Origin of the sequence: Aquabacterium soli (assembly GCF_003933735.1) — a bacterium.
Lineage (GTDB): Bacteria > Pseudomonadota > Gammaproteobacteria > Burkholderiales > Burkholderiaceae_C > Aquabacterium > Aquabacterium soli.
Genome location: NZ_RSED01000002.1, coordinates 223,384 through 249,024 on the forward strand (window position 1 = coordinate 223,384; position 25,641 = coordinate 249,024).

Below are 25,641 nucleotides of genomic sequence, written 5' to 3' on the forward strand. Positions count from 1 at the left end.
CCCCAAGCAAGCCCAGCCCACTCGGGGGGCAGCGACAAAGGAGCGTGGGGGCACTTAGACATAGGTCGGGACCGTGCAGGTCTTGTGTTCGATGTGGTGCAGGAATTCATCGCGGTAGTGCTTGATGAATGCGCGCACCGGCATGGCGGCGGCATCGCCCAGGGCGCAGATGGTGCGCCCCTGGATGTTGTCGGCGACGGAGTTCAGCAGGTCGATGTCCTCGACGCGGCCGTGGCCCGTCTCGATGCGGTCGACCATGCGCCACAGCCAGCCCGTGCCTTCGCGGCAGGGCGTGCACTGGCCACAGCTTTCGTGCATGTAGAAGTACGACAGGCGCTGCAGGCTCTTGACCATGCAGCGGGTCTCGTCCATCACGATCAGCGCGCCCGAACCCAGCATGGAGCCGGCCTTGGCGATGGAGTCATAGTCCATCGTGCAGTCCATCATGATGTGGGCAGGCAGCACGGGCGACGACGATCCACCGGGGATCACGGCCTTGAGCTTCTTGCCGCCACGCACGCCACCGCACAGCTCGAGCAGCGTCGAGAACGGCGTGCCCATCGGGATCTCGTAGTTGCCGGGGCGCTCGACGTCACCACTGACCGAGTACAGCTTGGTACCGCCGTTGTTGGGCTTGCCCACATCGAGGAAGGCCTGGCCGCCGTTGCGGATGATCCAGGGCACCGCGGCAAACGTTTCGGTGTTGTTGATGGTGGTGGGCTTGCCGTACAGGCCGAAGCTGGCCGGGAACGGCGGCTTGAAGCGGGGCTGGCCCTTCTTGCCTTCGAGCGATTCGAGCAGCGCGGTTTCTTCACCGCAGATGTAGGCGCCGAAACCATGGTGCCCATGCAGCTGGAAGCTGAAGTTGCTGCCCATGATGTTGTTGCCCAGGAAGCCTGCGGCACGGGCCTCTTCCAGGGCGGCCTCGAAGCGCTTGTACACCTCGAAGATCTCGCCGTGGATGTAGTTGTAGCCCACGCTGATGCCCATCGCGTACGCGGCAATGGCCATGCCCTCGATCACGATGTGCGGGTTGTACATCAGGATCTCGCGGTCCTTGCACGTGCCCGGCTCGCCTTCGTCGGAGTTGCAGACCAGGTACTTCTGGCCCGGGAAGGCGCGGGGCATGAAGCTCCACTTCAGGCCGGTGGGGAAACCGGCGCCGCCACGGCCACGCAGGGCCGAGAGCTTCACGTCGGCGATCACCTGCTCGGGCGTCATGCCCTCGCCGCCGTCCAGGCCCAGGATCTTGCGCAAGGCCTGGTAGCCGCCGCGCGCCTGGTAATCCTGCAGGCCCCAGTTGCTGCCGTTCAGGTCGGCATAGATCTGGGGGCTGATGTGGCGACCGTGGAACACGGTTTCCTGGCCGGTCGACTGGAATTTGGAAAGGTCAAGCATGTCGGTGTGTCCTTGGCCTGGCGTTCAACGGGCCTGCGACTTGAGCGTGTCGACCAGATCGTCGATCCGCTCCTCGCTCATGAAGCTCACCATCTGCAGGTCGTTGACCAGCATCACGGGGGCGTCGGCGCAGGCGCCCATGCACTCGCCGTGCTGCACGGTGAACAGGCCATCGGCCGTGGTGCCGCCAGCCTCGATGCCCAGCTTGTGGCACAGGTGCTCCAGCGCCTTGGCGCCGTCACGCAGCTGGCACGGCAGGTTGGTGCAGACGTTGACCTTGAAGCGGCCCACAGGCTGCTGGTTGTACATGTTGTAGAAGGTCGTCACCTCGTGCACGGCGATGGCGGGCATGCCGATGTGCTCGGCAATCTCCTGCTCGCTTTCGGGTGACACCCAGCCGCGCTCTTCCTGGATGATCGTCAGGCACGCCATGACGGCGGACTGGCGCTGGTCGGCCGGGTACTTGGCGATTTCGCGGTCGAAACGCGCTTTGGTTTGTTCGCTCAACATAGGGGAGTCTGTCTCGCTGGTTGATGCCAGGGTTGACTATCGATCGATCTCTCCGAACACGATGTCCATCGTGCCGATGATGGCCACGGCGTCTGCCAGCATGTGGCCGCGCGACATTTCGTCGAGGGCGGCCAGATGCGCGAAACCGGGGGCGCGGATCTTGAGGCGATAGGGCTTGTTGGCCCCGTCGCTGACGAGATAGATGCCGAACTCGCCCTTGGGGTGTTCGACGGCGGCGTAGGCTTCGCCCTCAGGCACGTGGAAGCCTTCGGTGAACAGCTTGAAGTGGTGGATCAGCTGCTCCATCGAGGACTTCATCTCGACGCGCGAAGGCGGTGCCACCTTGTGGTTGTCGGTGATGACCGGGCCCGGGTTGGCCTTGAGCCAGTCCACGCACTGCTTGATGATGCGGTTGGACTGGCGCAGCTCTTCGACGCGCACCAGGTAACGGTCGTAGCAGTCGCCGTTCTTGCCGATGGGGATGTCGAAATCCAGGCGGTCGTAGACCTCGTAGGGCTGCGTCTTGCGCAGGTCCCAGGCGATGCCGGAGCCGCGCAGCATGGCGCCCGTCAGGCCCATGTTCATGGCGCGCTCGGGGGTCATCACGCCGATGCCGACGGTGCGCTGCTTCCAGATGCGGTTGTCGGTCAGCAGGGTCTCGTACTCATCGACCAGGCGCGGGAAGCGCTGGGTGAAGTCGTCGACGAAATCCAGCAGCGTGCCCTGGCGGTTCTTGTTCAGGTCGTTGATGGCGCGCTGGTTCTTGATCTTGCTGACCTTGTACTGCGGCATCGTGTCCGGCAGGTCGCGGTAGACGCCGCCCGGACGGAAGTAGGCCGCGTGCATGCGCGCACCCGACACGGCCTCGTACAGGTCGAACAGGTCTTCGCGCTCGCGGAAGCAGTAGATGAAGATGTTCATCGCACCGCAGTCCAGACCGTGCGCGCCCAGCCACATCAGGTGGTTCAGCACGCGGGTGATCTCGGAGAACATCACGCGGATGTACTGGGCCCGCAGCGGCACCTCGATGCCCATCAGCTTCTCGATGGCCAGGCAGTACGCGTGCTCGTTGGACATCATCGAGACGTAGTCCAGGCGGTCCATGTAGGGCAGCGACTGGATGAAGGTCTTGGATTCGGCCAGCTTCTCGGTGGCCCGATGCAGCAGGCCGATGTGCGGGTCGGCGCGCTGGATGACTTCGCCGTCCAGCTCGAGCACCAGGCGCAGCACGCCGTGTGCGGCCGGGTGTTGCGGACCGAAGTTCAGGGTGTAGTTCTTGATGTCAGCCATGATTACTTCAAGCCACCGTAGTTGTCTTCACGGATGATGCGCGGGGTGATCTCGCGCGGCTCGATCGAGACCGGCTGGTAGATCACGCGCTTTTGCTCGGCGTCGTAGCGCATCTCGACGTGGCCCGAGACCGGGAAGTCCTTGCGGAAGGGGTGGCCGATGAAGCCGTAGTCGGTCAGGATGCGGCGCAGGTCTTCGTGGCCTTCGAACACGATGCCGTACAGGTCGAAGGCTTCGCGCTCGAACCAGTTGGCAGCGTTCCAGACGGGGTTGACGGAGGCCACGATGGGCAGCTCGTCGTCGGGGGCGAACACGCGCACGCGCAGGCGCCAGTTCTTCTCGACCGACAGCAGGTGCAGCACGGCGGCGTAGCGCGGGCCGTCGATGAACTGCGATTCGGCGCCGTCTCGGTAGGCCGAATAGTCCATGCCGCACAGGTCGATCAGGAGCTCGAAGCGCAGTTGGGCGTGGTCACGCAGCGTGGTGGCCACCTGCAGGTAATCGGCCGCCTTGACGGTCAGGGTCAGCTCGCCGCGCACCCGCTCAAGGCGGGCCACGGCGTCGCCGAGCACGCTGTGCAGCGCGGCTTCAAGGGTGTCGAGTTTCAGGCTCATGGTGGGGACTTAGGGCTTGAACGGGCGTTGCGGGCTCAGCGGGCGATGGTGTTTTCTCGTCGGACCTTGGCTTGCAGCTGCAAGATGCCGTAGAGCAAGGCCTCGGCCGTGGGCGGACAGCCCGGCACGTACACATCGACCGGGACGATGCGGTCGCAGCCACGCACGACCGAATAGCTGTAGTGGTAGTAGCCGCCGCCGTTGGCGCACGAGCCCATGGACAGCACCCAGCGGGGCTCTGCCATCTGGTCGTACACCTTGCGAAGGGCCGGCGCCATCTTGTTGCACAGGGTGCCGGCCACGATCATCAGGTCGGACTGGCGGGGGCTGGGACGGAACAACATGCCGAAACGGTCAATGTCGTAGCGGGCGGCACCCGCGTGCATCATCTCGACCGCGCAACATGCCAGACCGAAGGTCATGGGCCACATCGAACCGGTCTTGGACCAGTTGATGAGCGTGTCGGCCGTGGTGGTGATGAAGCCTTCCTTGAAGACGCCTTCGATACCCATGATGAAGCTACCTTGAATGCTGATGCTCGACGACAACGGTTCCTGAACGGGAGATCACTCCCAATCCAGGGCGCCCTTCTTCCATTCGTAGACGAAGCCCACCACCAGGATGCCCAGGAACAGCATGATGGTCCAGAAGCCCACGGCGCCGATTTCCCGCAGCGCGACGGCCCAGGGGAACAGGAAGGCGATTTCGAGGTCGAACAGGATGAACAGGATGGCGACGAGGTAGTAACGCACGTCGAACTTCATGCGCGCATCCTCGAAGGCCTCGAAGCCGCACTCGTACGGCGAATTCTTGGCCGGATCCGGGCGGCGGGGGCCCATCAGGAAACCGAGCAACTGTGGGGCCACACCCACACCCACGCCGACGAGGATGAACAGGATGACAGGAAGGTATTGCTCAAGGCTGAACATGGATCAGATCCCTTTGCTGCTTGATGGTCATCAAACCGGACAACAAAAACCGCACAACAAAAAAGCGCGCTGTGAGCCTAGCGATCGAACGTGACCGTTCTTGCCAAACCCTCAACGCGCCCGCTTGAGTCTTGCGTACCACCCATCACGACTGCGACAAAACCACTGCCAGACCGGAAGCGGACACTTGCCTGCCCCTGATCAACCTGGTTCATGCAAAACGGGCTGATCATGTGTGAGGGCACGAAGACTCTGTTGAATTCTCTGGTGCCGACGGCGAGACTCGAACTCGCACAGCTTTCGCCACTACCCCCTCAAGATAGCGTGTCTACCAATTTCACCACGTCGGCAAAACCTGCCCGAAGACCGGTTTTATCACTGCTTCGGCCTGCGTGAGGTGTTGCTCACCGAAGCCTCTCATTGTAACCCGTTTTCGCGGGTTACCCCAGAGGGCGCTGCCTGATTTGCTCAGGCATTGCCCTCCGGTTCACGATCATTTGCTAGGGATCAGTGCCGCGCCCGAGGCCGGGATCGCCGGCGCCGAAGGCACCACCGCAGCCGAAGCCGGTGCGCTGGCCGCCTGATCGAGCACGCTGCCTTGCGGTGCGACCATGCCGCCCTTGCTGCCCACATACGCCAGCGCCAGGGTGCTCACGAAGAACACCGTGGCCGCCACAGCCGTGGAGCGCGACAGGAAGTTGGCGCTGCCGGTGGCCCCGAACAGGCTGCCGGAGGCGCCACTGCCGAAGGAAGCACCCATGTCGGCACCCTTGCCGTGCTGCACCAGCACCAGCACGATCATGGTGAACGCGGACGCGATCTGCACCAGGATAAGTAACATCTGCATGAAAGAAAACTCCTCAACCTTCGAGACACGCGGGCGTCAGGCGGCCCGCGCGATGGCCGCGAAATCCGCAGCCTTGAGAGATGCGCCGCCGATCAGGCCACCGTCGATGTCCGATTGGGCGAACAATTCAGCGGCGTTGTCGGGCTTGACGCTGCCGCCATACAACAGGGGCACGCGGGCGGCATCGGCCTGGGCAGCCGTCAGGCGCGCACGCAGGAACGCGTGCACGGCCTGAGCCTGCTCGGGCGAAGCGGTCTTGCCGGTGCCGATGGCCCAGACGGGCTCATAGGCCACCACCACCCGGGCCAGATCGGCACCCAGGGTGTCGATCACGGCCTGGAGCTGACGCCCCACGACAGCCTCGGTCTCGCCGGACTCGCGCTCGGCCAGGGTTTCGCCCACACAGACGATGGGCACCAGGCCGTGTGACAGGGCCGCCTTGGCCTTGTCGGCCACGAGCTGGTCGCTCTCGCCGTGGTAGCTGCGGCGCTCGGAGTGGCCGACGATGGCGTAGCGAGCACCCAGCTCGCGCACCATGGCGGCAGACACCTCACCCGTGAAGGCGCCCTGCCCCTGCGCGGACACATCCTGCGAGCCGACCGCGATGGCGCTGCCCTGCAGGGCCGACACCACTTCAGCCAGGTAGACGAACGGCGGGCAGACCGCCACGTCGGCGCGGGGCGCCGATGCAGACAGGTCGGCCGCCAGCAGCCCCTGCAGCAGCTCGGCGTTGGCCGAACGGCTGCCCTGCAGCTTCCAGTTGCCGACGACCAGTTTCTTGGCGCCCGACATCACTGTTGCTGCTGCTGTTGTTGGTCGCCCGCATCGCCACCCTGGTCGGCAGCTTGCTGCTCGGCACGGGGCGCACGGTCACGGCGCTCACCACGGTCACCGCCGCGATCGCCGCGGTCGCCACGGCCACCGCGGTCGCCACGGTCACCGCGATCAGGACGGTCGCCGCGCTCGAAGCGGGGCTCGGGCAGGCCTTCGGGACGCTCGGTCAGCGCCTTCATGGACAGCTTGATGCGGCCCTTCTCGTCGGTCTCGAGGACCTTGACCTTGACGACCTGGCCTTCTTGCAGGTAGTCGGAGACCTTCTCGACGCGCTCGTGGGCGATCTGGCTGATGTGCAGCAGGCCATCCTTGCCGGGCAGCAGGTTCACCAGGGCACCGAAGTCGAACAGCTTGGTGACCGCGCCTTCGTAGATGGCACCGATCTCGACCTCGGCCGTGATCTCGCTGATGCGCTTGATGGCGATGTCGGCCTTGGCAGCATCGGTGGAGGCGATGGTGACGGTGCCGTCTTCGCCGATGTTGATCTGGCAGCCGGTCTCTTCGGTCAGGCCACGGATGGTGGCGCCGCCCTTGCCGATCACGTCACGGATCTTCTCGGGGTTGATCTTGATGGTGTACAGGCGCGGAGCGAACTCGGACACCTCGGTGTTGGCCGTGCCCATGGCTTCGACCATCTTGCCCAGGATGTGCAGGCGGGCTTCCTTGGCTTGCGCCAGCGCCACCTGCATGATTTCCTTGGTGATGCCCTGGATCTTGATGTCCATCTGCAGGGCGGTGATGCCGCCGGTGGTGCCGGCCACCTTGAAGTCCATGTCGCCCAGGTGATCTTCATCGCCCAGGATGTCGGTCAGCACGGCGAACTTGTTGCCGTCCTTGATCAGGCCCATGGCGATGCCGGCCACGTGCGCCTTCATGGGCACGCCGGCGTCCATCAGCGCCAGACAGCCGCCGCAGACCGAAGCCATCGACGACGAACCGTTGGATTCGGTGATCTCGGAGACCACGCGCACGGTGTAGGCGAACTCGTCCTTCGGGGGCAGCAGAGGCACCAGCGAGCGCTTGGCCAGGCGGCCGTGGCCGATCTCGCGGCGCTTGGGGGTGCCCACGCGACCCGTTTCGCCAGTGGCGAACGGAGGCATGTTGTAGTGGAACAGGAAGGTGTCGCGGTAGTCGCCGGTCAGGGCGTCGATGCGCTGCGAGTCTTGCTCGGTGCCCAGCGTGGCGACGACCAGGGCCTGGGTTTCACCACGGGTGAACAGGGCCGAGCCGTGCACGCGCGGCAGCACGCCGGTGCGGATCTCGATGGGGCGCACGGTGCGGGTGTCGCGGCCGTCGATGCGGGGCTCGCCGGCCAGGATCTGGCTGCGAACGATCTTGGCTTCGATGTCGAACAGCAGGCCTTCGACCTTGACGCCGTCGAACACGATGCCTTCGGCCGTCAGGGCGGCCTTGACTTCAGCGTAGGCGGCGCGGGTGGCTTGCGTGCGGGCCTGCTTGGAGCGGATCTGGTAGGCGGCGCGCAGCTTTTCTTCGGCCAGGGCATTGACCTTGCCGATGAAGTCTTCGTCCTTGGCGGGGGCTTCCCACTGCCATTCGGGCTTGCCGGCGTCGCGCACCAGTTCATGGATGGCGGCGATGGCGATCTTGCCCTGGTCGTGGCCGTAGACCACACCACCCAGCATCACGTCTTCCGACAGCTGGTCGGCTTCGGATTCGACCATCAGCACGGCGGTTTCGGTGCCGGCGACGATCAGGTCCATCTTGGACTCGGCGATCTGGGCCGGGCCCGGGTTCAGCACGTACTCGCCATTGATGTAGCCCACGCGGGCGGCACCGATGGGGCCGTTGAAGGGGATGCCGGAGATCGACAGCGCAGCGCTGGAGGCGATCATGGCGGCGATGTCGGACGAGACCTCGGGGTTCAGCGACACCACATGGATGACCAGCTGCACTTCGTTGAAGAAGCCTTCAGGGAACAGCGGGCGGATGGGGCGGTCGATCAGGCGCGAGGTGAGTGTCTCGTGCTCGCTGGGCTTGGCTTCGCGCTTGAAGAAGCTGCCGGGGATCTTGCCGGCGGCGTAGGTTTTCTCGATGTAGTCGACGGTCAGGGGGAAGAAATCCTGGCCGGGCTTGGCGTTCTTGGCGGCCACCACGGTGGCCAGCACGACGGTGCCTTCGATGTCAACGACGACGGCGCCGGAGGCTTGACGGGCGATTTCGCCCGTTTCCATCACGACGGTGCGATCGCCCCATTGGAAGGATTTGGTGACTTTGTTGAACAAGCTCATGGAAGTGTTCTCCGTGTGGTGAGGTGCCGTTCACTCTGTCGCGATGCCATTCCAGCAGGGCCTTGGCCGGCCTTGAAAGCCGAGAGCCTGTTGGAATGACACAGCGATCGCTCGAATCGAGTGGCTGGCGTTGAAAAACAAAAAGCCTGTGCTGGGTCGAAACCAGACAGGCTTTTTGTCGTCATGCGGTGCTTACTTGCGCAGGCCCAGCTTCTGGATCAGGGCCACGTAGCGGCTGGCGTCCTTGGACTTGAGGTAGTCGAGCAGCTTGCGGCGACGGCTGACCATGCGCAGCAGACCGCGACGACCGTGGTGGTCCTTCTTGTGGGTCTTGAAGTGCGGGGTCAGTTCGTTGATGCGAGCGGTCAGCAGGGCCACTTGCACTTCGGGGGAGCCGGTGTCGTTGGCGGCACGGGCGTTCGACTTGACGATCTCGGCCTTGTTGAGGTCGGCGACGGACATGGTGTGTTTCCTAACAGCATGTGCAGAGCCTTGGCAGTTGGGCTTGGGGTCATCCAAGCAACTGCTTCGGTTTCCGCGTTGAACTTGCGGCGCCAGGTGAAACCGACCCGGGCCGTGCGAAATGCCGCACATTGCGGTACGGCAAGCTCACCAGTATAGCAGAAACTTCCCTGACTGCACCCGCCGCAACCTGCGGCTGCAACACCTACCGGCGGTGGTCCTGGGGGTATCTCGCGGATGGAAGCCTCGCCAAGCAACGGTACAGATCCGCGAGACTGCGGGCACCCGACTTCTGAACCACAGCCTTGATGTGGGTGCGCAGCGTGTTGACGCTCAAGCCCAGTTCATGCGCGCACTCCTCTGCGGTCAATCCCCGAGCCAGCAGGCGCGCGACCCGACCTTCGCCCGCGGTCAATCCGAAAAGGTCCATGAGCTGATAGGCATTCGGAGAGCGCTCATCGGATTGGCAGGACAGGAGACAGATGACGTGGGCGCAGGAGGAGAACCAGGAGCCCGCCTTTGTCGCAGGCCTGGCAACCGGCGCGCGCACCAGCATGACGGCGCATGAACCCTGGTCATCGTCAGCCTTCGAGCGCAAGCCGAAGAGCCGAAGGCTCGACGCCACCTCTGCATGCACCACCTGATCGAACGCGGCTCTCAAGCCACGCGATTCCACCGCGGAGGCTGCCAAGAGAAGGCCCTCCTTCTGCAGCACGTAGCGACCATTGCGCAACATGGCCTCGCCCCGGGCATTCATGGACACGATCCTGCCAAAGGAATCCAGGGCGATCAGACCATGGTCCACGGTGTTCACGCATCTGGCAGACAAGGCATGGTGCATGTCCCTCTCGACCATGCGCCAGTACAGCAGCAAAGCGCGTCTCAGGTGTCCTATGACCTGATCCAGCCGCGACAGATCGGCTGGCGAGAACGGCGGCCGATCGTGCACCCGTTCGATCGCAAGGTCGAAACACAGCAAATCATCCCGGTAAAGCCGGGCGCCCGCTGACCATCGGACCCTTTTGATGCCCATCAGGTAATCCTGATAGAACTCGCTGCGCGACACGAAGTCGGACTCCAGAAACTGATGATCCGCGACCGCGCTTCTCGCCAACGGGCGCTCGAGCAGCGACATCCTGGGATCCATGGCGCGGTAGGTGCCGAAATAGAGGTGGTCATGGCCGAGCAGCGCGTCCGCGTCATAGATCGGGGAGACATCCAGGTGGAACAGCGCACTGCCATCCTGTACATCCCATCCCAGGACATGGCAAAGATCGGCTCCGCCCACCCAGCGCGACAGCCTACTCAGCGCCTCGGCCCAGAAAGATGGCTGCAATGCCGCCTCGTACAGCGACGCCATGAGATCGTCGAACTCGCGCGCTGATTGCATCGCACCCCCATATGTCCGTTTTTCTTGGGGTCATGATCCAACGGGGAAGAACGCAAGTCAATTGCCAGCTGTGGCTGCTATCTCAAGCCGCCGACAGATCCCAGCGCGGCTTGACGTCGAACACGGGCTCGCGCGTGGGCTGGGCCAGGCCGGTTTGCAGCCGCATGGCCGCGGCCAGCGCGATCATGGCGCCGTTGTCCGTGCACAAATGCATTTCCGGGTAGTGCACGCGCACGCCCCGCCGGGCGCAGGCCTGATCGAGCTGCTCACGCAGCAGGCGGTTGGCCCCCACCCCGCCGGCCACCACCACCCGCTTCAGCCCCGTGGCCTTGAGCGCGGCCAGCGATTTCTTGACCAGCACCTCGACGATGGCCGCCTGGGCTGAGGCTGCCAGATCGGCCAGCAGGGGGCGGGTTTCGGCTGCGGCCAGCGCAGCGGTGTCGTCCAGCAGGTTCTGGCGCACCAGATGCGTGCGCACGGCCGTCTTCAAGCCTGCGAAAGAGAAATCCAGGTTGCCGCTGTGCAGCATGGGCCGGGGCAGCTCGAACGCATCGGCGCGGCCTTCAGTGGCCAGCTTGGACAGGTGCGGGCCGCCCGGGTAAGGCAGGCCCATCAATTTGGCTGACTTGTCGAAGGCTTCGCCTGCAGCGTCATCCACCGTCTCGCCCAGCATTTCGTAGCAGCCGACACCGTCCACGCGCATCAGCTGGGTGTGCCCACCCGACACCAGCAGCGCCACGAAAGGAAACTCCGGCGGATCCGCCGACAGGAAAGGCGACAGCAGATGCCCCTCCAGGTGATGCACGCCCAGCAGGGGCTTGTCCAGCGCCACGCCCAGGGCGCAGGCCACGCCCGCCCCCACCAGCAGCGCCCCCGCCAGGCCAGGGCCCCGGGTGTACGCGATCAGGTCGACATCGGGCAGCGCACGCCCGGCCTCGGCCAGCACCTGGCGGGCCAGCGGCACCACGCGGCGGATGTGGTCGCGCGAGGCCAGTTCAGGCACCACGCCGCCATAGGCCTGGTGCATGTCGATCTGGCTGTGCAGGGCATGGGACAGCAGGCGGGCCGGGCCCTGGGCGGGCAGCGCCACCAACGCCACGCCGGTTTCATCGCAGGATGATTCGATGCCCAGAACGAGGCGCTCGGCCAGGGGGGCCGCAGGCTCGCCTGGAATGTGGGTAACAACTGACATCCCGCCAGTGTAGGCGGATGCCACGCCGGGCGTACTTGTTGCATGATGCCGCCCCATGAGCAATGCGCAAGACCTGAGGCTGGTGATCGTTCTGCCCGTGCCCTTGTCCGTCGAGCCCGACGACGAGGAGGTGGCAGAGGTCGAGCGCTCCCGCATTCTGCGCATGGCCCTGCTGGAGGCGGGCTTCAACGTGGTGGCCACCTTGCCTGGCGATCGCTTCCTGCCCGAACGGATTGCGCAGATCCAGCCCGACATGATCGTGGTGGATGCCGAATCACAGGGGCGCGACATCCTGGAACATGTGGTGATGGCCACGCGCGAAGAGCGTCGTCCCATCGTGATGTTTTCCGATGACGAGGACACCAGCCATGTGCGCCGCGCCATCGCGGCTGGCGTGTCGGCCTATGTGGCCTCGGGCGTGCCGTCCGAGCGCATCAAGCCGGTGATCGAGGTGGCCATGGCCCGCTTCGAGCAGGAAGAAAAACTGCGCCGCGAACTGGCCGATGCCAAGAACCAGCTGGAAGAGCGCAAGGTGGTGGACCGCGCCAAGGGCCTGCTCATGACGCGCCAGGGCCTGAGCGAGCAGGAGGCCTACGCGCGCCTGCGCAAGGCCGCGATGGACAAGGGCATCAAGCTGTCGGAAGTGGCGCAACGCCTGATCGACGCTGCCGACCTGCTGGGTTGATCTGCCGTGCGCGGGATGTGCACAAAGCACTGCACCACATCGGCGCAAAAAGGCGACCTGAAAGCTGGCACAGCGATTGCATAAACAAGGACAAGCAAAGTCAACGGCGACTTTGCGTGCTTTGGGACCCAATGCTGGGTTACCAAGCTTCCCGACAAAGGTGTCATCGATAGGTCAACTGCGCGTGCGCGGCCGGCCTACCGAGACACCTTTTTTGTTTTCGCAAAACAGGAACGCTTGCCATCATGAACTCGCAGGATCTGAAAATGACCCGCCGCACCATCTTGAAAACCGCAGCCGCCGCCAGTGCCGTCGGCGCTGTGCCCGGACTCCAGTCAGCTGTATGGGCCGCCGGCTCCGACAAGCCTGAGTTGGAAGAAGTCAAGATCGGCTTCATCCCGCTGACCGACTGCGCCTCCGTCGTGATGGCCTCGGTGTTGGGCATCGACAAGAAATACGGCATCAAGATCATTCCGACCAAGGAAGCGTCCTGGGCGGGCGTGCGAGACAAGCTGGTGAATGGCGACCTGCACATGGCGCACTCGCTGTACGGCCTGATCTACGGCGTGCACCTCGGCATCGGCGGCCCCAAGAAGGACATGGCCGTGCTGATGACCCTGAACAACAACGGCCAGGCGATCACGTTGTCCAAGAAGCTGGCCGATGCCGGCGCAGTCGACGGCGCCTCGCTGGCCAAGGTGATGGCCAAGGACAAGCGCGAGTACACCTTCGCGCAGACCTTCCCCACCGGCACACACGCCATGTGGCTGTACTACTGGCTGGCCACCTATGGCATCAACCCGATGAAGGATGCCAAGGTCATCACCGTGCCGCCGCCCCAGATGGTGGCCAACATGCGTGTGGGCAACATGGACGGCTACTGCGTGGGCGAGCCCTGGGGCCACCGCGCCATCATGGACGGCATCGGCATCACGGCTGTCACCACGCAGGACATCTGGCAGGACCACCCCGAAAAGGTGCTGGGCACCACGGCCGAGTTCGCCAAGAAGTACCCCAACACGGCGCGCGCCGTGATCAGCGCGGTGCTCGAGGCCGGCAAGTGGATCGACGCCGGCCTGCAGAACAAGCTGAAGATGGCCGAGACCGTGGCGGCCAAGTCCTACGTGAACACCGGCGTCGATGCGATCAACCAGCGCATCCTGGGCCGCTACCAGAACGGCCTGGGCAAGACCTGGGACGACCCCAACCACATGAAGTTCTTCAACGACGGCAAGGTCAACTTCCCGTACCTGAGCGATGGCATGTGGTTCCTGACCCAGCACAAGCGCTGGGGATTGCTGAAGGACCACCCGGACTACCTGGGCGTGGCCAAGCAGATCAACCAGATCGATCTGTACAAGCAGGCCGCCACGGCCGTGGGCGTGAGCATCCCGAAGGATGTGATGCGGACCAGCAAGCTGATCGACGGCACCGTGTGGGACGGCAAGGACCCCAAGAAGTACGCCGACAGCTTCAAGATCAAGGCCTGACCCGCAGGCACCTTGATCACCCAGTTGTGCAACCTGCCCGATTCGACGTTTTCGCTTCAAGAACCACTGAGTCCCGCTGAGACCCGGCCCCGGGGCGCCCACGAAGGCACCGGACACGATCCAGGTCATCCACCCGATGGATGGCACCGATGGCCGACTTTTTGCAGACATCGAATCGGGCAGGCCCTGCGCTTGGCTCGCCTTCCTTTTGACCCCGCACCAGGAGTCCACCATGGTCAGTGCCGTCTTCCACAGCCCCCTCGACGCCAGCGAGGCCCACAAGGCTTCCCGCGCGCCCGCCACGCCGTCTTCCAGCAGCCCGATGACATCCGCCACCGCCCTCACCTCTCTCTCGGTTGCGCCCACGGCTGCAGCCAAGCCTGCCGCCCCACCCAAGATACCCACCGACTGGGGCGCACTGATCCTCAAGACGCTGTCGCCGCTTGCAGGGCTTGCACTGCTGGTGGGCATCTGGGCGCTGCTGACGATGAACAGCGCCACCTTCCCGACGCCGGCCGCCACCTGGAAGGCCGCCGTCGTGCTGTTCTCGGATCCTTTCTACAGCAATGGCCCGAACGATCAGGGCATCGGCTGGAACATCCTGTTCTCGCTCAAGCGCGTGGCCATGGGCTTCGGCCTGGCCGCGCTGGTGGGCATCCCGCTGGGTTTCATCATCGGGCGCTCCAAGGTCATCAGCAGCATGCTCAATCCGATCATCAGCCTGCTGCGCCCGGTCTCGCCGCTGGCCTGGCTGCCGATCGGCCTGCTGGTGTTCAAGTCGGCCGATCCGGCCGCCATCTGGACGATCTTCATCTGCTCGATCTGGCCGATGATCATCAACACCGCCGTGGGCGTGCAGCGCGTGCCCGAGGACTACCTCAACGTGGCCAAGGTGCTGAACCTGAGCGAGTGGAAGATCGTCACCAAGATCCTGTTTCCCTCGGTGCTGCCCTACATGCTGACCGGCGTGCGCCTGTCGGTGGGCACGGCCTGGCTGGTGATCGTGGCCGCCGAGATGCTGACCGGCGGCGTGGGCATCGGCTTCTGGGTCTGGGACGAGTGGAACAACCTGAACGTGCAGCACATCATCATCGCGATCTTCGTGATCGGCGTGGTCGGCCTGCTGCTGGAAAACGCCTTGGTGGCCGTCGCCAAGCGCTTCAGCTTTGAATAACCCCGGCCCCATTTCAGGAGCATCGTCATGACCCAATTCATCGACATCCAGAACGCCGAGATGGTGTTCAACACCAAGAAGGGCAGCTTCCACGCCCTGCGCGAGATCAACCTGGGCATCGACAAGGGCGAGTTCGTCGCGCTGATCGGCCACTCGGGCTGCGGCAAGTCCACCCTGCTGAACCTGATCGCCGGCCTGCTGATGCCCAGCAGCGGCGGCCTGATCTGCGACAACAAGGAGATCGCAGGGCCCGGCCCCGAGCGCGGCATGGTGTTCCAGAACCACTCATTGCTGCCCTGGCTGACCTGCTACCAGAACGTGCACCTGGCGGTGGAGCGCGTGTTCGGCGGCAAGGAAAGCAAGGAGCAGCTGAAAAAGCGCACCAACGACGCGCTGGAGCTGGTCAACATGGGGCACGCCACGCACAAGCGCCCTAACGAGATCTCCGGCGGCATGAAGCAGCGCGTGGGCATCGCCCGGGCACTGGCCATGGAGCCCAAGGTGCTGCTGATGGACGAGCCCTTCGGCGCCCTGGACGCCCTGACCCGTGCCCACCTGCAGGACGAACTGCTCAAGATCGTGGCCCGCACGCAGAGCACGGTGGTGATGGTGACCCACGATGTGGACGAGGCCGTGCTGCTGTCGGACCGCATCGTGATGATGACCAACGGCCCGGCCGCCACCATCGGCGAGATCCTGAGCGTGCCCCTGGCCCGCCCGCGCAACCGAGTGGAACTGGCCGAGGACCCGACCTACATGCACTGCCGCAAAGAGGTGCTGGACTTTCTGTACACGCGCCACGGCGTGGGCCACAAGCAGGCCGCCTGACCCCGCTCCACAAAAGCTGGCACACCGCTTGCTTTTTAGACGTGGGCCCCCGATGTTCGCCAGACCGTCGGGGTCCTCCTCAGCGGGGGTCAGTGGGTCCGCGAAAACTCCACAGACCTCTTTACCGCCCTCGGGTCTCATCACCCGGGGGCGTTTTTTTATGTCATGGGCTGACGGCGGGCTGTTTGGAGGCCAATGCATCGGCCTGGCGCTGCCACACGCCCTGGCGTGACAGCACCAGGAAGAGCACGCCGGCACCAATCATGGGCACGCACAGCCACTGGCCCATGCTCATGTTCAGTGCCAGAAGCCCCAGGAAATCGTCCGGCTCGCGGAAGTACTCGGCGATGAAGCGGAAGGTCCCATAGCCGATCAGGAACCAGGCGGCGACGGCACCCAGCGGGCGGGGCTTGCGGCCGTACCACCACAGGAAGGCGAACAGCAGCAGGCCTTCCATGCCGAACTGGTAGAGCTGTGACGGGTGGCGAGGATCGGGGCCGGCCGCCGGGAACACCATGGCCCAGGGCAGGCTGGGATCGGCCAGGCGGCCCCACAACTCGCCATTGATGAAGTTGCCGATGCGGCCGGAGGCCAGTCCCACGGGCACGCAGGGCGCCACCAGGTCGGCCACCTCGAAGAAGTGCCGGCGGGTCTTCCAGGCGTACAGGGCCATGGCGCCGATCACACCCAGCAAGCCGCCGTGGAAGGACATGCCGCCCTGCCACACCGCGAAGATCTCCGCCGGGTGGCTGAGGAAATGCATCGGCTTGTAGAACAGCACGTAGCCCAGGCGTCCGCCCAGCACCACGCCCAGCACGCCGAAGAACAGCATGTCCTCGATCTGCTGGCGGTTCCAGCCTGTCTGCGCATAAGGCGCCTTGCGCGCGCGCAGCGTGGCCAGCAGGTAGAAACCGGCGAAGGCCACCAGGTAGGTCAGTCCGTACCAGTGGATTTTGAGGGGCCCCAGTTCGAGGGCGATGGGGTCGATGTGCGGGTGGATCAGCATGGGTGCGAACGATAACCCATGCGGTGCCTGCTGGTAGCATCGACCGGATGAACCCGAGCACGATCCAGATCGTCGGCGCCGCCCTGTTCGCGATCGCGCTGCTGCACACCTTCTCGACCAAATTCTTCGATCGCCTGGCCGACAGCCGGCCTGGCCACGCCGGCCTGTGGCACCTGCTGGCCGAGGTCGAGGTCGTGTTCGGCTTCTGGGCCATGGTGCTGGTGCTGGCCATGTTCGCCCTCGAGGGCAAGCAGGCCGCGACCAGCTACCTGGAATCGCGCAACTTCACCGAGCCGTTGTTCGTCTTCGCGATCATGGTGGCCGCGGCCAGCAAACCCATCCTTCAGCTGGCCGGCTGGCTGGTGCGCACGCTGGCACGGTGGCTGCCGCTGCCCCCCGGCATGTCCTTCATGCTGGTGGTTCTGACGGTGGTGCCTTTGCTGGGCTCGTTCATCACTGAACCGGCGGCGATGACGCTGGCCGCCCTTCTGCTGCGTGAACGGGTCTATGCCCACCCGGTGTCCGAGCGGCTCAAGTACGCCACGCTGGGGGTGCTCTTCGTGAACGTGTCCATCGGCGGCACGCTCACGCCTTATGCAGCGCCACCGGTGTTGATGGTGGCCGCTGCCTGGGGCTGGGACCTGAGCTACATGTTCTTCAATTTCGGCGACAAGGCTCTGTTGGCCGTGGTGGTCAACACGGTGGCCCTGGTGCTGATGTTCCGCCGCGAGCTGCTGGCCCTGCCCGGCCAGGTCGAGCTGGGGCAACCCGACACGCACACCCTGCCGCCCTGGCCGGTCACGGTGATCCACCTGTTGTTCCTGACCGGCATCGTGGTGTTCGCCCACTACCCTGCCGTCTTCATCGGCCTGTTCCTGTTCTTTTTGGGGTTCACGGCGGCTTACGAGCGCTACCAGGACCGGCTGATCCTGCGGGAAGGACTGCTGGTGGCTTTTTTCCTGGGCGGGCTGGTGGTGCTGGGCGGCCAGCAGCAGTGGTGGCTGGAGCCGCTGCTGCTCAGCATGGACCACAACGCCGTGTTCTTCGGGGCCACCGCCCTCACGGCCATCACCGACAACGCGGCGCTGACCTACCTCGGATCGCTGGTGCCGGGGTTGAGCGATGAGTTCAAGTACGCGCTGGTGGCGGGGGCCGTGACTGGGGGCGGGCTGACGATCATTGCCAATGCACCCAATCCGGCGGGGGCGTCCATCCTCAAGGGGGCGTTTGAAGGCCAGTCCATCAGCGTGGGCGGGCTGGCTTTGGCCGCTTTGCCACCAACGCTGGTGGCCTTGCTGGCGTTCTGGCTTCTTTGAAGTTTGTTTGCTTGCTCTCTCGCTTGCGACGGTTTGATCGCTTTACCGTGAGAACGCGGGGCGGGGTCTGAGGAGGCCTCTGGCCGGGCTTCAATGTTGGCGGGCCCGCCTTCGGCGTGACTGCTCGCCGGTGCTCGTACGGGACAGGTGGCTGCGCAACTCGCCCTGCGGGCTCAAACATGCTCGCCATCCCCTCGCTGCGCGAGGGGCAGACCTCTCCCTCCCTGCGCGCCTCCGACGCCAACAAGGCGCCCGGCCAGAGGCCCCCTCAGCCCTTAGATGCCCCGCTTGCCGCATGCGGAGGGTGTTGTCCTTTGACTTGCACGGCCTGACGTTTCAACAGAACGCTTGCGGCCATTCCATGCGCGCAGAAGGCTGCACGCCACGGACTTCTCCGCACGCCACCAGCGGGGCGAAGAAGGGATGTGGGGGCAGCCGGCCGGGCGCCTTCGTTGGCGCTGAGAAGCGCAGCGGCGAGGTGGGCGCGCGCAGCGCGCTTCGTTCATCTGACTGGTCGCAGCTGTTTGAGCGAAGTGGCGAAGCCGCGTAGCGAGTTCTGCGGCCCCACCTCGTCGCGAGCATCGCAAGGCAGTCCTGCCGCAGGCAGGATCGACAACATAGGCGCTCGGCCGGATGCCCACACATCCTGCGCCCCGCGCTCTCACGACAAAATGCTCAAACCAACGTCGACCAAGAAAAAGCCGCTCCGAAGAGCGGCTTGAGATGAGAGCCCGATAGGCAAGGCGCTAGAACCCTGCCACCAGCTCAATCATCCAGCAGCGACAGATCCCGCACCGCCCCGGTATCGGCAGACGTGACCAGCATCGCGTAAGCCTTCAATGCTGCGGACACCTTGCGCGGGCGCACCTTGGCAGGCTTCCAGCCCTTGGCATCCTGCTCCGCACGGCGATCCGCCAGCTCGGCGTCGGACAGCAGCACATTGATCGACCGCTGCGGGATGTCGATGCGGATCTTGTCTCCATTGCGCACCAGGCCGATGGCACCACCCGCGGCAGCCTCCGGCGAGCAGTGGCCGATGGACAGCCCCGAGGTACCGCCCGAGAAGCGGCCATCCGTCAGCAGAGCGCAGACCTTGCCCAGGCCCTGCGACTTGATGTAGCTGGTGGGATAGAGCATCTCCTGCATGCCGGGCCCCCCTTTGGGGCCTTCATAGCGCACGATCACCACGTCGCCAGCCTTGACCTTGCCGGCCAGGATGTTCTCAACGGCTTCGTCTTGTGATTCGGTGACATGGGCCGTGCCCTCGAACACCAGGATGCTTTCATCGACGCCAGCGGTCTTGACCACGCAGCCATCGAGCGCGATGTTGCCGCGCAGCACGGCCAGGCCACCTTCCTGCGAGAAGGCATGCTCGTTGGAGCGGATGCAGCCTTCGGCGCGGTCCAGGTCCAGGCTGGGCCAGCGCGTGTTCTGGCTGAAGGCCACCTGGGTGGGGATGCCCGCCGGGCCGGCCATGTAGAAGTGGCGCACGGCCTCGTCCTGCGTGACGGCGATGTCCCACTGTGCCAGGGCATCGCCCAGCGTCGGCGAATGCACGGTCGGCGCATCGGTGTGCAGCTTGCCGGCGCGGGCCAGCTCGCCCAGGATGGCCATGATGCCGCCTGCGCGGTGCACATCTTCGATGTGGTACTTGTTGGTGTTGGGTGCCACCTTGCACAGCTGGGGAACGACGCGTGAGAGGCGGTCGATGTCGGCCATCGTGAAGTCGATCTCGGCTTCGCGGGCAATGGCCAGCAGGTGCAGGATGGTGTTGGTGGAGCCGCCCATGGCGATGTCCAGCGTCATCGCGTTCTCGAAGGCATTGAAGCCCACTGAGCGCGGCAGGATGCGCTCGTTGTCCTGCTCGTAGTATTCCTTGGCCAGCTCGACGATGCGGCGGCCGGCGCGCTTGAACAGCTGCTCGCGGTCGGCGTGCGTGGCCACCACGGTGCCATTGCCCGGCAGCGACAGGCCCAGCGCCTCGGTCAGGCAGTTCATGGAGTTGGCCGTGAACATGCCCGAACACGATCCGCAGGTCGGGCAGGCAGAGCGTTCCACCTCGGCCACTTCGGCGTCGGAGTAGGACTTGTCGGCGGCCATCACCATGGCGTCCACCAGGTCGAGCTTCTTGAACTCCATGACCTTGGTGACGGGGTTGGCCAGGCGCGTCTTGCCGGCTTCCATCGGGCCGCCGGAAACGAACACCACCGGAATGTTCAGCCGCATGGCAGCCATCAGCATGCCGGGGGTGATCTTGTCGCAGTTGGAGATGCACACCATGGCGTCGGCGCAGTGCGCGTTCACCATGTACTCCACCGAGTCCGCGATGATGTCGCGGCTGGGCAGCGAGTACAGCATGCCGTCGTGGCCCATGGCGATGCCGTCATCGACCGCGATGGTGTTGAACTCCTTGGCGACACCGCCCGCCGCCTCGATCTCGCGCGCGACGAGCTGGCCCAGGTCCTTCAGGTGCACGTGCCCGGGCACGAACTGGGTGAAGGAGTTGACCACCGCGATGATGGGCTTGGAGAAGTCTTCATCTTTCATGCCGGTGGCGCGCCACAGGGAGCGCGCCCCAGCCATGTTACGACCGGCGGTGGAGGTTTTGGAACGGTATGCGGGCATCGTGGGGGGCTGAAAAATATCGCAGAGTGAAGCGGGCCACGGGGGTGCAGGCCACCCGCACCTTGGTGCGAACGCCTTCTGAGCCACGCTCTGGGCAGAGCGCAATTATCGCCCACGCACTTGAAGGCGTGCCAAGGACTGTGCTTCATCCCGTGTGGAACGGTTGGCGCCCCCAGGCGCCTGGCAACAGCGGCTGGTCAAAAAAAAGACCCCGCCAAGGCGGGGCCTGCAAGATCGCTTCCGGCTGCGCTGGCGACTCTTGCCGTTTGTCAGCGCGGGCATTATATTTGATCAAATGCAATGCCAGAACATCAGGACTACAGCGGTGCCAGGGGCGTCTGTGCCGCGTTGGCATCGCCCCCCAGGACCTTGATGAGCCGCTCCAGATCCTTGTCGAGCCGGGCCAGCGTGGCCTCGTCCAGTGTGTTCAACGCATCGGGCAGCACACCCGCGAACGGCGCGGGCGCGGCATTGAGCACGGCCAACCCAGCCTCGCTGACCGACAGGCACACGGCACGGCGGTCCTGCACATCACGGCTGGTGGCCAGCAATTGCCGCGACACCAGGGCCTTGACCAGGTTGCTGGCAGTGGACTGGTGGATGTCCATGGCCTTGGCCAGCTCTCCGACCCCGATGCCGGGATGGGCCTGCACCACACTCAACGCCCAGACCTGGGCGCCGCCGATGCCCGCCTGCTTCTCGACCTGCTGGAAGTGGGTCTTGACCGCGTTGAAGACCACCCGAAACTGCCGCAGCACGCGTGTGGCAGAAGGTTTGATGGGCTCATGCGGGCCCTGCTCTGGCGTGGCGGCGTCAAGGGGTGTCATGTTGGGGCGCTCGTGGGTGGGGCGATTGTGCCGGAACTGCCCTCGCTCGGGGAGCCATGAACATGCGTGAACGCCCTATTGCAGACGCGCTGCGCGAGGAGCTGTACGACTGGCGCCGCTGGGCCGCCCGCGCGGTGGTACTGCTGTTCGCGGCCCTGTCGGGCCTGAGCGTGGTCGCCCTGACCTGGCTGGGTGAGCTGGCACTGGAGGTGTTCTACGCGATGCAGACGCGCGCCTGGTGGAGCCCTCTGCTGTGGACGCCGGCCTGCACGGCGTTCGTCGTGTGGGCTGTCAGGCGCTGGTGCCCCAGTGCAGCTGGATCCGGCATACCCCAGGTACTGGCGGCGCTGGAGCCCGGACTGCCCCCGGAGGAGCGGCGGCGCTTCGTCTCCCTGAAGCTGTCGCTGGCCAAGATCCTGGGCACTGCGGGCTCGCTGGTGGCCGGCCTGTCCGTCGGGCGTGAAGGCCCGTCGGTGCAGGTGGCCGCGGGCGTGATGCACCATGCGCGTCGATGGCTGCCTGACCGCACCGCCATCAACGAGCACGGGCTGATGGTCGCTGGAGGGGCCGCCGGCGTGGCCGCGGCGTTCAACACTCCTTTGGGCGGCGTCATGTTCGCCATCGAGGAACTCACGCGGCGGCCTGAGCACCGGTCGAGCGGCTTGCTGATGGCGGCCATCGTGCTGGCCGGCTTGATGGCGGTGTCCGTCTATGGCAACAACGCGTATTTCGGCGTGATGCAGGTGGCTTCGCTGTCGTGGTCGCTGCTGCTGCCAGGCTTGTTGGTGGTCCTGCTGAGCGGGCTGCTGGGCGGGTTGTTCTCTCGCCTGCTGATCCGCTCGCTGACGGGCCAGGGCCGTGATCGGTTCAGCCGTTGGCGCCAGCGCTACCCAGTGCGCTTCGCCGCCGGCTGCGGCTTTGCCGTGGCCCTGATCGGCGTGGCCAGCCAGGGTGCCACCCTGGGCAGCGGCTACCAGCCCACGCGGCTGCTGCTGGAAGGCCAGGACACCACCTCGGCCCTGTATGTGCCGCTGCGCTTCATCGCCACCTGGCTGTCGGCCTGGAGCGGCGCACCGGGCGGCATCTTCGCGCCGGCCCTGGCCATCGGCGCGGGCATCGGCAGCGACGTCGCCGCCTGGACCGGGCACCCCGCCGCCACGGCCCTGATCGCCCTGGGCATGGTGGGCTTTCTGGCCGCGGCCACGCAGACACCGATCACGGCCTTCATCATCGTGATGGAAATGGTGGATGGCCACACCATGGTGCTCAGCCTGATGGCCTGCGCGCTGCTGGCCAGTGGCCTGTCGAGACTGCTTGGGCCCTCGCTCTACCCGCAACTGGCCGACCACATGCTGGGCCCGAGGCAGCAAGCCCATGCCCCGACCGCGCCCGGGGACACCCTCAGCGACACCACCCTGCCTGCTGACCGACAATAGGTTCAGCCCCCTTTTTTCCCCGCAGCGGCCATCGCTGTCCACCGAATGAAGCCCGACACCATGAGCCTGAACCGCCGTTCCAGGAACATCACCGAAGGCGTTGCCCGCGCGCCCAACCGCTCCATGTACTACGGCATGGGCTACCAGCAGGAAGACTTCGTCAAGCCCATGGTGGGTGTGGCCAACGGGCACTCCACCATCACGCCCTGCAACTCCGGCTTGCAGAAGCTGGCCGACGCCGCCATCGAGGGCCTGAAGGCCGCCGGCGCCAACCCGCAGGTGTTCGGCACGCCCACCATCTCCGATGGCATGGCCATGGGCACCGAGGGGATGAAGTACTCGCTGGTGTCGCGCGAGGTGATCTCCGACTGCGTGGAGACCTGCGTGGGCGGCCAGTGGATGGACGGCGTGCTCGTGATCGGCGGCTGCGACAAGAACATGCCCGGCGGACTGATGGGCATGCTGCGCGCCAACGTACCCGCCATCTACGTGTACGGCGGCACCATCCTGCCTGGCCATTACAAGGGCAAGGACCTGAACATCGTCAGTGTGTTCGAGGCCGTGGGGCAGTTCACCGCCGGCAAGATGTCCGAAGAGGACTTCTGCCAGATCGAAAAGCGCGCCATCCCCGGCACCGGCTCCTGCGGCGGCATGTACACGGCCAACACCATGTCATCGGCCTTCGAGGCCCTGGGCATCAGCCTGCCCTACAGCAGCACCATGGCCAATGTCGAAGACGAGAAGGCCCTCAACACCCGCGAGAGCGCCCGTGTGCTGGTCGAGGCCATCCGCCAGGACATCAAGCCGCGCGACATCGTCACCAGGAAGGCCATCGAGAACGCCGTGGCGGTGATCATGGCCACGGGCGGCTCCACCAACGCGGTGCTGCACTTCCTGGCGATCGCCCACGCGGCCGAGGTCGAGTGGACCATCGACGACTTCGAGCGCATCCGCCAGAAGGTGCCCGTGCTGTGTGACCTGAAGCCCAGCGGCGAGTACCTGGCCATCGACCTGCACCGCGCCGGCGGCATCCCCCAGGTGATGAAGCTGCTGCTCAACGCCGGCCTGCTGCATGGCGATGCCCTCACCATCACAGGCCAGACCATGGCCGAGGTGCTGGCCGATGTGCCGGACGAGCCACGGGCCGACCAGAAGGTCATCCGCCCGATCAAGGATGCGGTCTATGCACAAGGCCACCTGGCCATACTCAAGGGCAACCTGGCGCCAGAAGGTTGCGTGGCGAAGATCACCGGCCTGAAGAACCCGGTGATGACCGGCCCGGCCCGCGTGTTCGACGATGAGCAATCCGCGCTGGCCGCGATCATGGGCAAGCAGATCCAGGCGGGCGACGTGATGGTGCTGCGCTACCTGGGCCCCAAGGGCGGCCCCGGCATGCCCGAAATGCTGGCGCCCACCGGCGCGCTGATCGGCCAGGGCCTGGGCGAGAGCGTAGGGCTGATCACCGACGGGCGCTTCTCGGGTGGCACCTGGGGCATGGTGGTGGGCCACGTGGCGCCCGAGGCCGCTGCCGGAGGCCTGATCGCGCTGGTGCAGGAGGGTGATTCGATCACCATCGATTCACACCAGCTGGTGCTGGAGCTGCATGTGGCTGATGACGAGATTGCCCGCCGCCGTGCCGCATGGAAGGCCCCCGCCCCGCGCTACACGCGCGGCGTGCTGGCCAAGTTCGCTTTCAACGCGTCCAGCGCCAGCTCGGGCGCCGTGCTGGACAAGTTCGATCGCTGACGAAGCACATGAAAAAGGCCGCACGGGGTGCGGCCTTTCGGCAGGCGAAAACAAGTACTCGTCAGCGCTTTGACTTCTTGGGCCCCATGCCCAGGGCGTCCAACTGCTTGTCTCGACGGGCGCCCCGCTTGGCGTCGACTTTTTCCATCGCCTTGCGCTGCGTCCAACCGCTGGCATCTGCCCAGAACCACCACGCCACGGCCAGGCCGAACGGCAGCAGGAACTTCCACAGATCGCCATCCCACTTCCAGGTCCACTCGGCCACAGGACCGATTCCGGCGATGTTCATGACCATCAGCGCCACGCCAATCACAACAAACCACATACCCACTCCCTCAAATCAGGGTTGTTTCAACCCAATTTGAACACCCTCCGTCAACCGTCGGGGCCCAGATAAACGTTTATAAAGTCGGTCTGCATGCAATGCAGCCCCCTAGAACTGAAAGGACGTCCCCCGATGAGACTGTTGCTGTCCCCGTTGCTGGCCAGTATCGCCCTGCTGTCCACCCTGAGCCTGCCCGCTCAAGCCTCCCAGCAATTGGCCCAGAGCAAAGCCTGCCTGGCCTGCCACAACATCGACAAGAAGGTGGTCGGCCCCTCCTTCAAGGAGATCGCCAAGAAGTACGCCGGCAAGAAGGGCATCGAAGCCCAGCTCGCCACCAAGGTGACCAAGGGCGGCGGCGGCGTGTGGGGCACCATGCCCATGCCGGCCAACCCTCAGGTCTCCGAGGCCGAAGCCAAGCAACTGGTCAAGTGGATCCTCACCTTGAAGTGATCCTCGGGGGCATCACCG

24 protein-coding genes and 1 tRNA gene are annotated in these 25,641 nt (G+C 65.1%); 8 read left to right on the top strand and 17 right to left on the bottom strand.

From position 1 onward, the window contains the following. Positions 1–54: 54 nt before the first annotated feature. From nuoF to tsaD, 13 genes are all read right to left on the bottom strand, one after another. The gene (gene nuoF, locus EIP75_RS03210) at positions 55–1,398 is read right to left on the bottom strand and encodes an NADH-quinone oxidoreductase subunit NuoF (protein ID WP_125241790.1); all 1,344 of its coding nucleotides are present in this window, start codon (positions 1,396–1,398) and stop codon (positions 55–57) included. 24 nt (positions 1,399–1,422) lie between these two features. Continuing rightward, positions 1,423–1,908 carry an NADH-quinone oxidoreductase subunit NuoE gene (nuoE, locus tag EIP75_RS03215; RefSeq protein ID WP_125241791.1) on the bottom strand — a complete coding sequence of 162 codons (486 nt, stop codon included), beginning with the start codon at positions 1,906–1,908 and terminating at the stop codon, positions 1,423–1,425. A gap of 36 nt (positions 1,909–1,944) precedes the next feature. Next, positions 1,945–3,198, bottom strand: coding sequence for an NADH-quinone oxidoreductase subunit D (locus tag EIP75_RS03220; RefSeq protein WP_125241792.1), 1,254 nt, complete (start codon positions 3,196–3,198; stop codon positions 1,945–1,947). Between the two features lie 2 nt (positions 3,199–3,200). Beyond that, a complete protein-coding gene (locus tag EIP75_RS03225; RefSeq protein WP_125241793.1) occupies positions 3,201–3,812 on the bottom strand; it encodes an NADH-quinone oxidoreductase subunit C in 612 nt (203 codons plus the stop codon). Between the two features lie 35 nt (positions 3,813–3,847). Further along, the gene (locus tag EIP75_RS03230) at positions 3,848–4,324 is read right to left on the bottom strand and encodes a NuoB/complex I 20 kDa subunit family protein (RefSeq protein WP_125241794.1); all 477 of its coding nucleotides are present in this window, start codon (positions 4,322–4,324) and stop codon (positions 3,848–3,850) included. A 54-nt stretch (positions 4,325–4,378) separates the two neighbouring features. Beyond that, positions 4,379–4,741: an NADH-quinone oxidoreductase subunit A gene (locus EIP75_RS03235; protein ID WP_125241795.1), complete on the bottom strand. Its 363-nt coding sequence runs from the start codon at positions 4,739–4,741 to the stop codon at positions 4,379–4,381. Positions 4,742–5,006: 265 nt separating this feature from the next. Further along, positions 5,007–5,091: transfer RNA gene (locus EIP75_RS03240), tRNA-Leu, on the bottom strand. 143 nt (positions 5,092–5,234) lie between these two features. Continuing rightward, positions 5,235–5,588 (bottom strand): preprotein translocase subunit SecG, encoded by a 354-nt coding sequence (gene secG, locus EIP75_RS03245; protein WP_125241796.1) that lies wholly within the window; start codon positions 5,586–5,588, stop codon positions 5,235–5,237. A gap of 36 nt (positions 5,589–5,624) precedes the next feature. After that, positions 5,625–6,380, bottom strand: a complete 756-nt coding sequence (gene tpiA / locus EIP75_RS03250; RefSeq protein WP_125241797.1) for a triose-phosphate isomerase — start codon at positions 6,378–6,380, stop codon at positions 5,625–5,627. After that, a complete protein-coding gene (gene pnp, locus EIP75_RS03255; protein ID WP_125241798.1) occupies positions 6,380–8,671 on the bottom strand; it encodes a polyribonucleotide nucleotidyltransferase in 2,292 nt (763 codons plus the stop codon). The genes tpiA and pnp overlap by 1 nt, the downstream gene beginning before the upstream one ends. 192 nt (positions 8,672–8,863) lie before the next feature. Further along, complete coding sequence (rpsO, locus tag EIP75_RS03260) at positions 8,864–9,133, bottom strand: 30S ribosomal protein S15 (protein ID WP_125241799.1); 270 nt, start codon at positions 9,131–9,133, stop codon at positions 8,864–8,866. Positions 9,134–9,338: 205 nt separating this feature from the next. Continuing rightward, positions 9,339–10,523, bottom strand: a complete 1,185-nt coding sequence (locus EIP75_RS03265) for a helix-turn-helix transcriptional regulator (protein ID WP_125241800.1) — start codon at positions 10,521–10,523, stop codon at positions 9,339–9,341. An 82-nt stretch (positions 10,524–10,605) separates the two neighbouring features. Then, positions 10,606–11,715: a tRNA (adenosine(37)-N6)-threonylcarbamoyltransferase complex transferase subunit TsaD gene (gene tsaD / locus EIP75_RS03270; protein ID WP_125241801.1), complete on the bottom strand. Its 1,110-nt coding sequence runs from the start codon at positions 11,713–11,715 to the stop codon at positions 10,606–10,608. A 55-nt stretch (positions 11,716–11,770) separates the two neighbouring features. Here tsaD and EIP75_RS03275 point away from each other — a divergent pair, with 55 nt between their 5' ends. From EIP75_RS03275 to EIP75_RS03290, 4 genes are all read left to right on the top strand, one after another. Continuing rightward, positions 11,771–12,400 (top strand): ANTAR domain-containing response regulator, encoded by a 630-nt coding sequence (locus EIP75_RS03275; RefSeq protein ID WP_125241802.1) that lies wholly within the window; start codon positions 11,771–11,773, stop codon positions 12,398–12,400. A gap of 266 nt (positions 12,401–12,666) precedes the next feature. Continuing rightward, positions 12,667–13,890: a CmpA/NrtA family ABC transporter substrate-binding protein gene (locus EIP75_RS03280; protein WP_420797142.1), complete on the top strand. Its 1,224-nt coding sequence runs from the start codon at positions 12,667–12,669 to the stop codon at positions 13,888–13,890. A 232-nt stretch (positions 13,891–14,122) separates the two neighbouring features. After that, positions 14,123–15,064 (top strand): nitrate ABC transporter permease, encoded by a 942-nt coding sequence (ntrB, locus tag EIP75_RS03285; RefSeq protein ID WP_125241804.1) that lies wholly within the window; start codon positions 14,123–14,125, stop codon positions 15,062–15,064. A 27-nt stretch (positions 15,065–15,091) separates the two neighbouring features. Continuing rightward, complete coding sequence (locus EIP75_RS03290) at positions 15,092–15,892, top strand: ABC transporter ATP-binding protein (protein WP_199758476.1); 801 nt, start codon at positions 15,092–15,094, stop codon at positions 15,890–15,892. 163 nt (positions 15,893–16,055) lie between these two features. Here EIP75_RS03290 and lgt read toward each other — a convergent pair whose 3' ends face one another. Then, positions 16,056–16,898, bottom strand: a complete 843-nt coding sequence (gene lgt, locus EIP75_RS03295) for a prolipoprotein diacylglyceryl transferase (RefSeq protein WP_125241806.1) — start codon at positions 16,896–16,898, stop codon at positions 16,056–16,058. A gap of 47 nt (positions 16,899–16,945) precedes the next feature. Here lgt and EIP75_RS03300 point away from each other — a divergent pair, with 47 nt between their 5' ends. Next, a complete protein-coding gene (locus EIP75_RS03300) occupies positions 16,946–18,214 on the top strand; it encodes a putative Na+/H+ antiporter (RefSeq protein WP_125241807.1) in 1,269 nt (422 codons plus the stop codon). Positions 18,215–18,979: 765 nt separating this feature from the next. Here the strand turns inward: EIP75_RS03300 and ilvD (EIP75_RS03305) are convergent. After that, positions 18,980–20,839, bottom strand: coding sequence for a dihydroxy-acid dehydratase (ilvD, locus tag EIP75_RS03305; RefSeq protein WP_125241808.1), 1,860 nt, complete (start codon positions 20,837–20,839; stop codon positions 18,980–18,982). Between the two features lie 317 nt (positions 20,840–21,156). Next, positions 21,157–21,666, bottom strand: a complete 510-nt coding sequence (locus EIP75_RS03310) for a MarR family winged helix-turn-helix transcriptional regulator (protein ID WP_125241809.1) — start codon at positions 21,664–21,666, stop codon at positions 21,157–21,159. Positions 21,667–21,728: 62 nt separating this feature from the next. Here EIP75_RS03310 and EIP75_RS03315 point away from each other — a divergent pair, with 62 nt between their 5' ends. Next, positions 21,729–23,102: a chloride channel protein gene (locus EIP75_RS03315; RefSeq protein WP_125241810.1), complete on the top strand. Its 1,374-nt coding sequence runs from the start codon at positions 21,729–21,731 to the stop codon at positions 23,100–23,102. 45 nt (positions 23,103–23,147) lie between these two features. Further along, positions 23,148–24,848: a dihydroxy-acid dehydratase gene (ilvD, locus tag EIP75_RS03320; protein ID WP_125241811.1), complete on the top strand. Its 1,701-nt coding sequence runs from the start codon at positions 23,148–23,150 to the stop codon at positions 24,846–24,848. A 61-nt stretch (positions 24,849–24,909) separates the two neighbouring features. Here the strand turns inward: ilvD (EIP75_RS03320) and EIP75_RS03325 are convergent, their stop codons facing one another. Further along, positions 24,910–25,173, bottom strand: a complete 264-nt coding sequence (locus EIP75_RS03325; RefSeq protein WP_125241812.1) for a TIGR04438 family Trp-rich protein — start codon at positions 25,171–25,173, stop codon at positions 24,910–24,912. A gap of 132 nt (positions 25,174–25,305) precedes the next feature. Here EIP75_RS03325 and EIP75_RS03330 point away from each other — a divergent pair, with 132 nt between their 5' ends. Further along, positions 25,306–25,623, top strand: coding sequence for a c-type cytochrome (locus EIP75_RS03330; RefSeq protein WP_199758477.1), 318 nt, complete (start codon positions 25,306–25,308; stop codon positions 25,621–25,623). Positions 25,624–25,641: the final 18 nt, after the last annotated feature.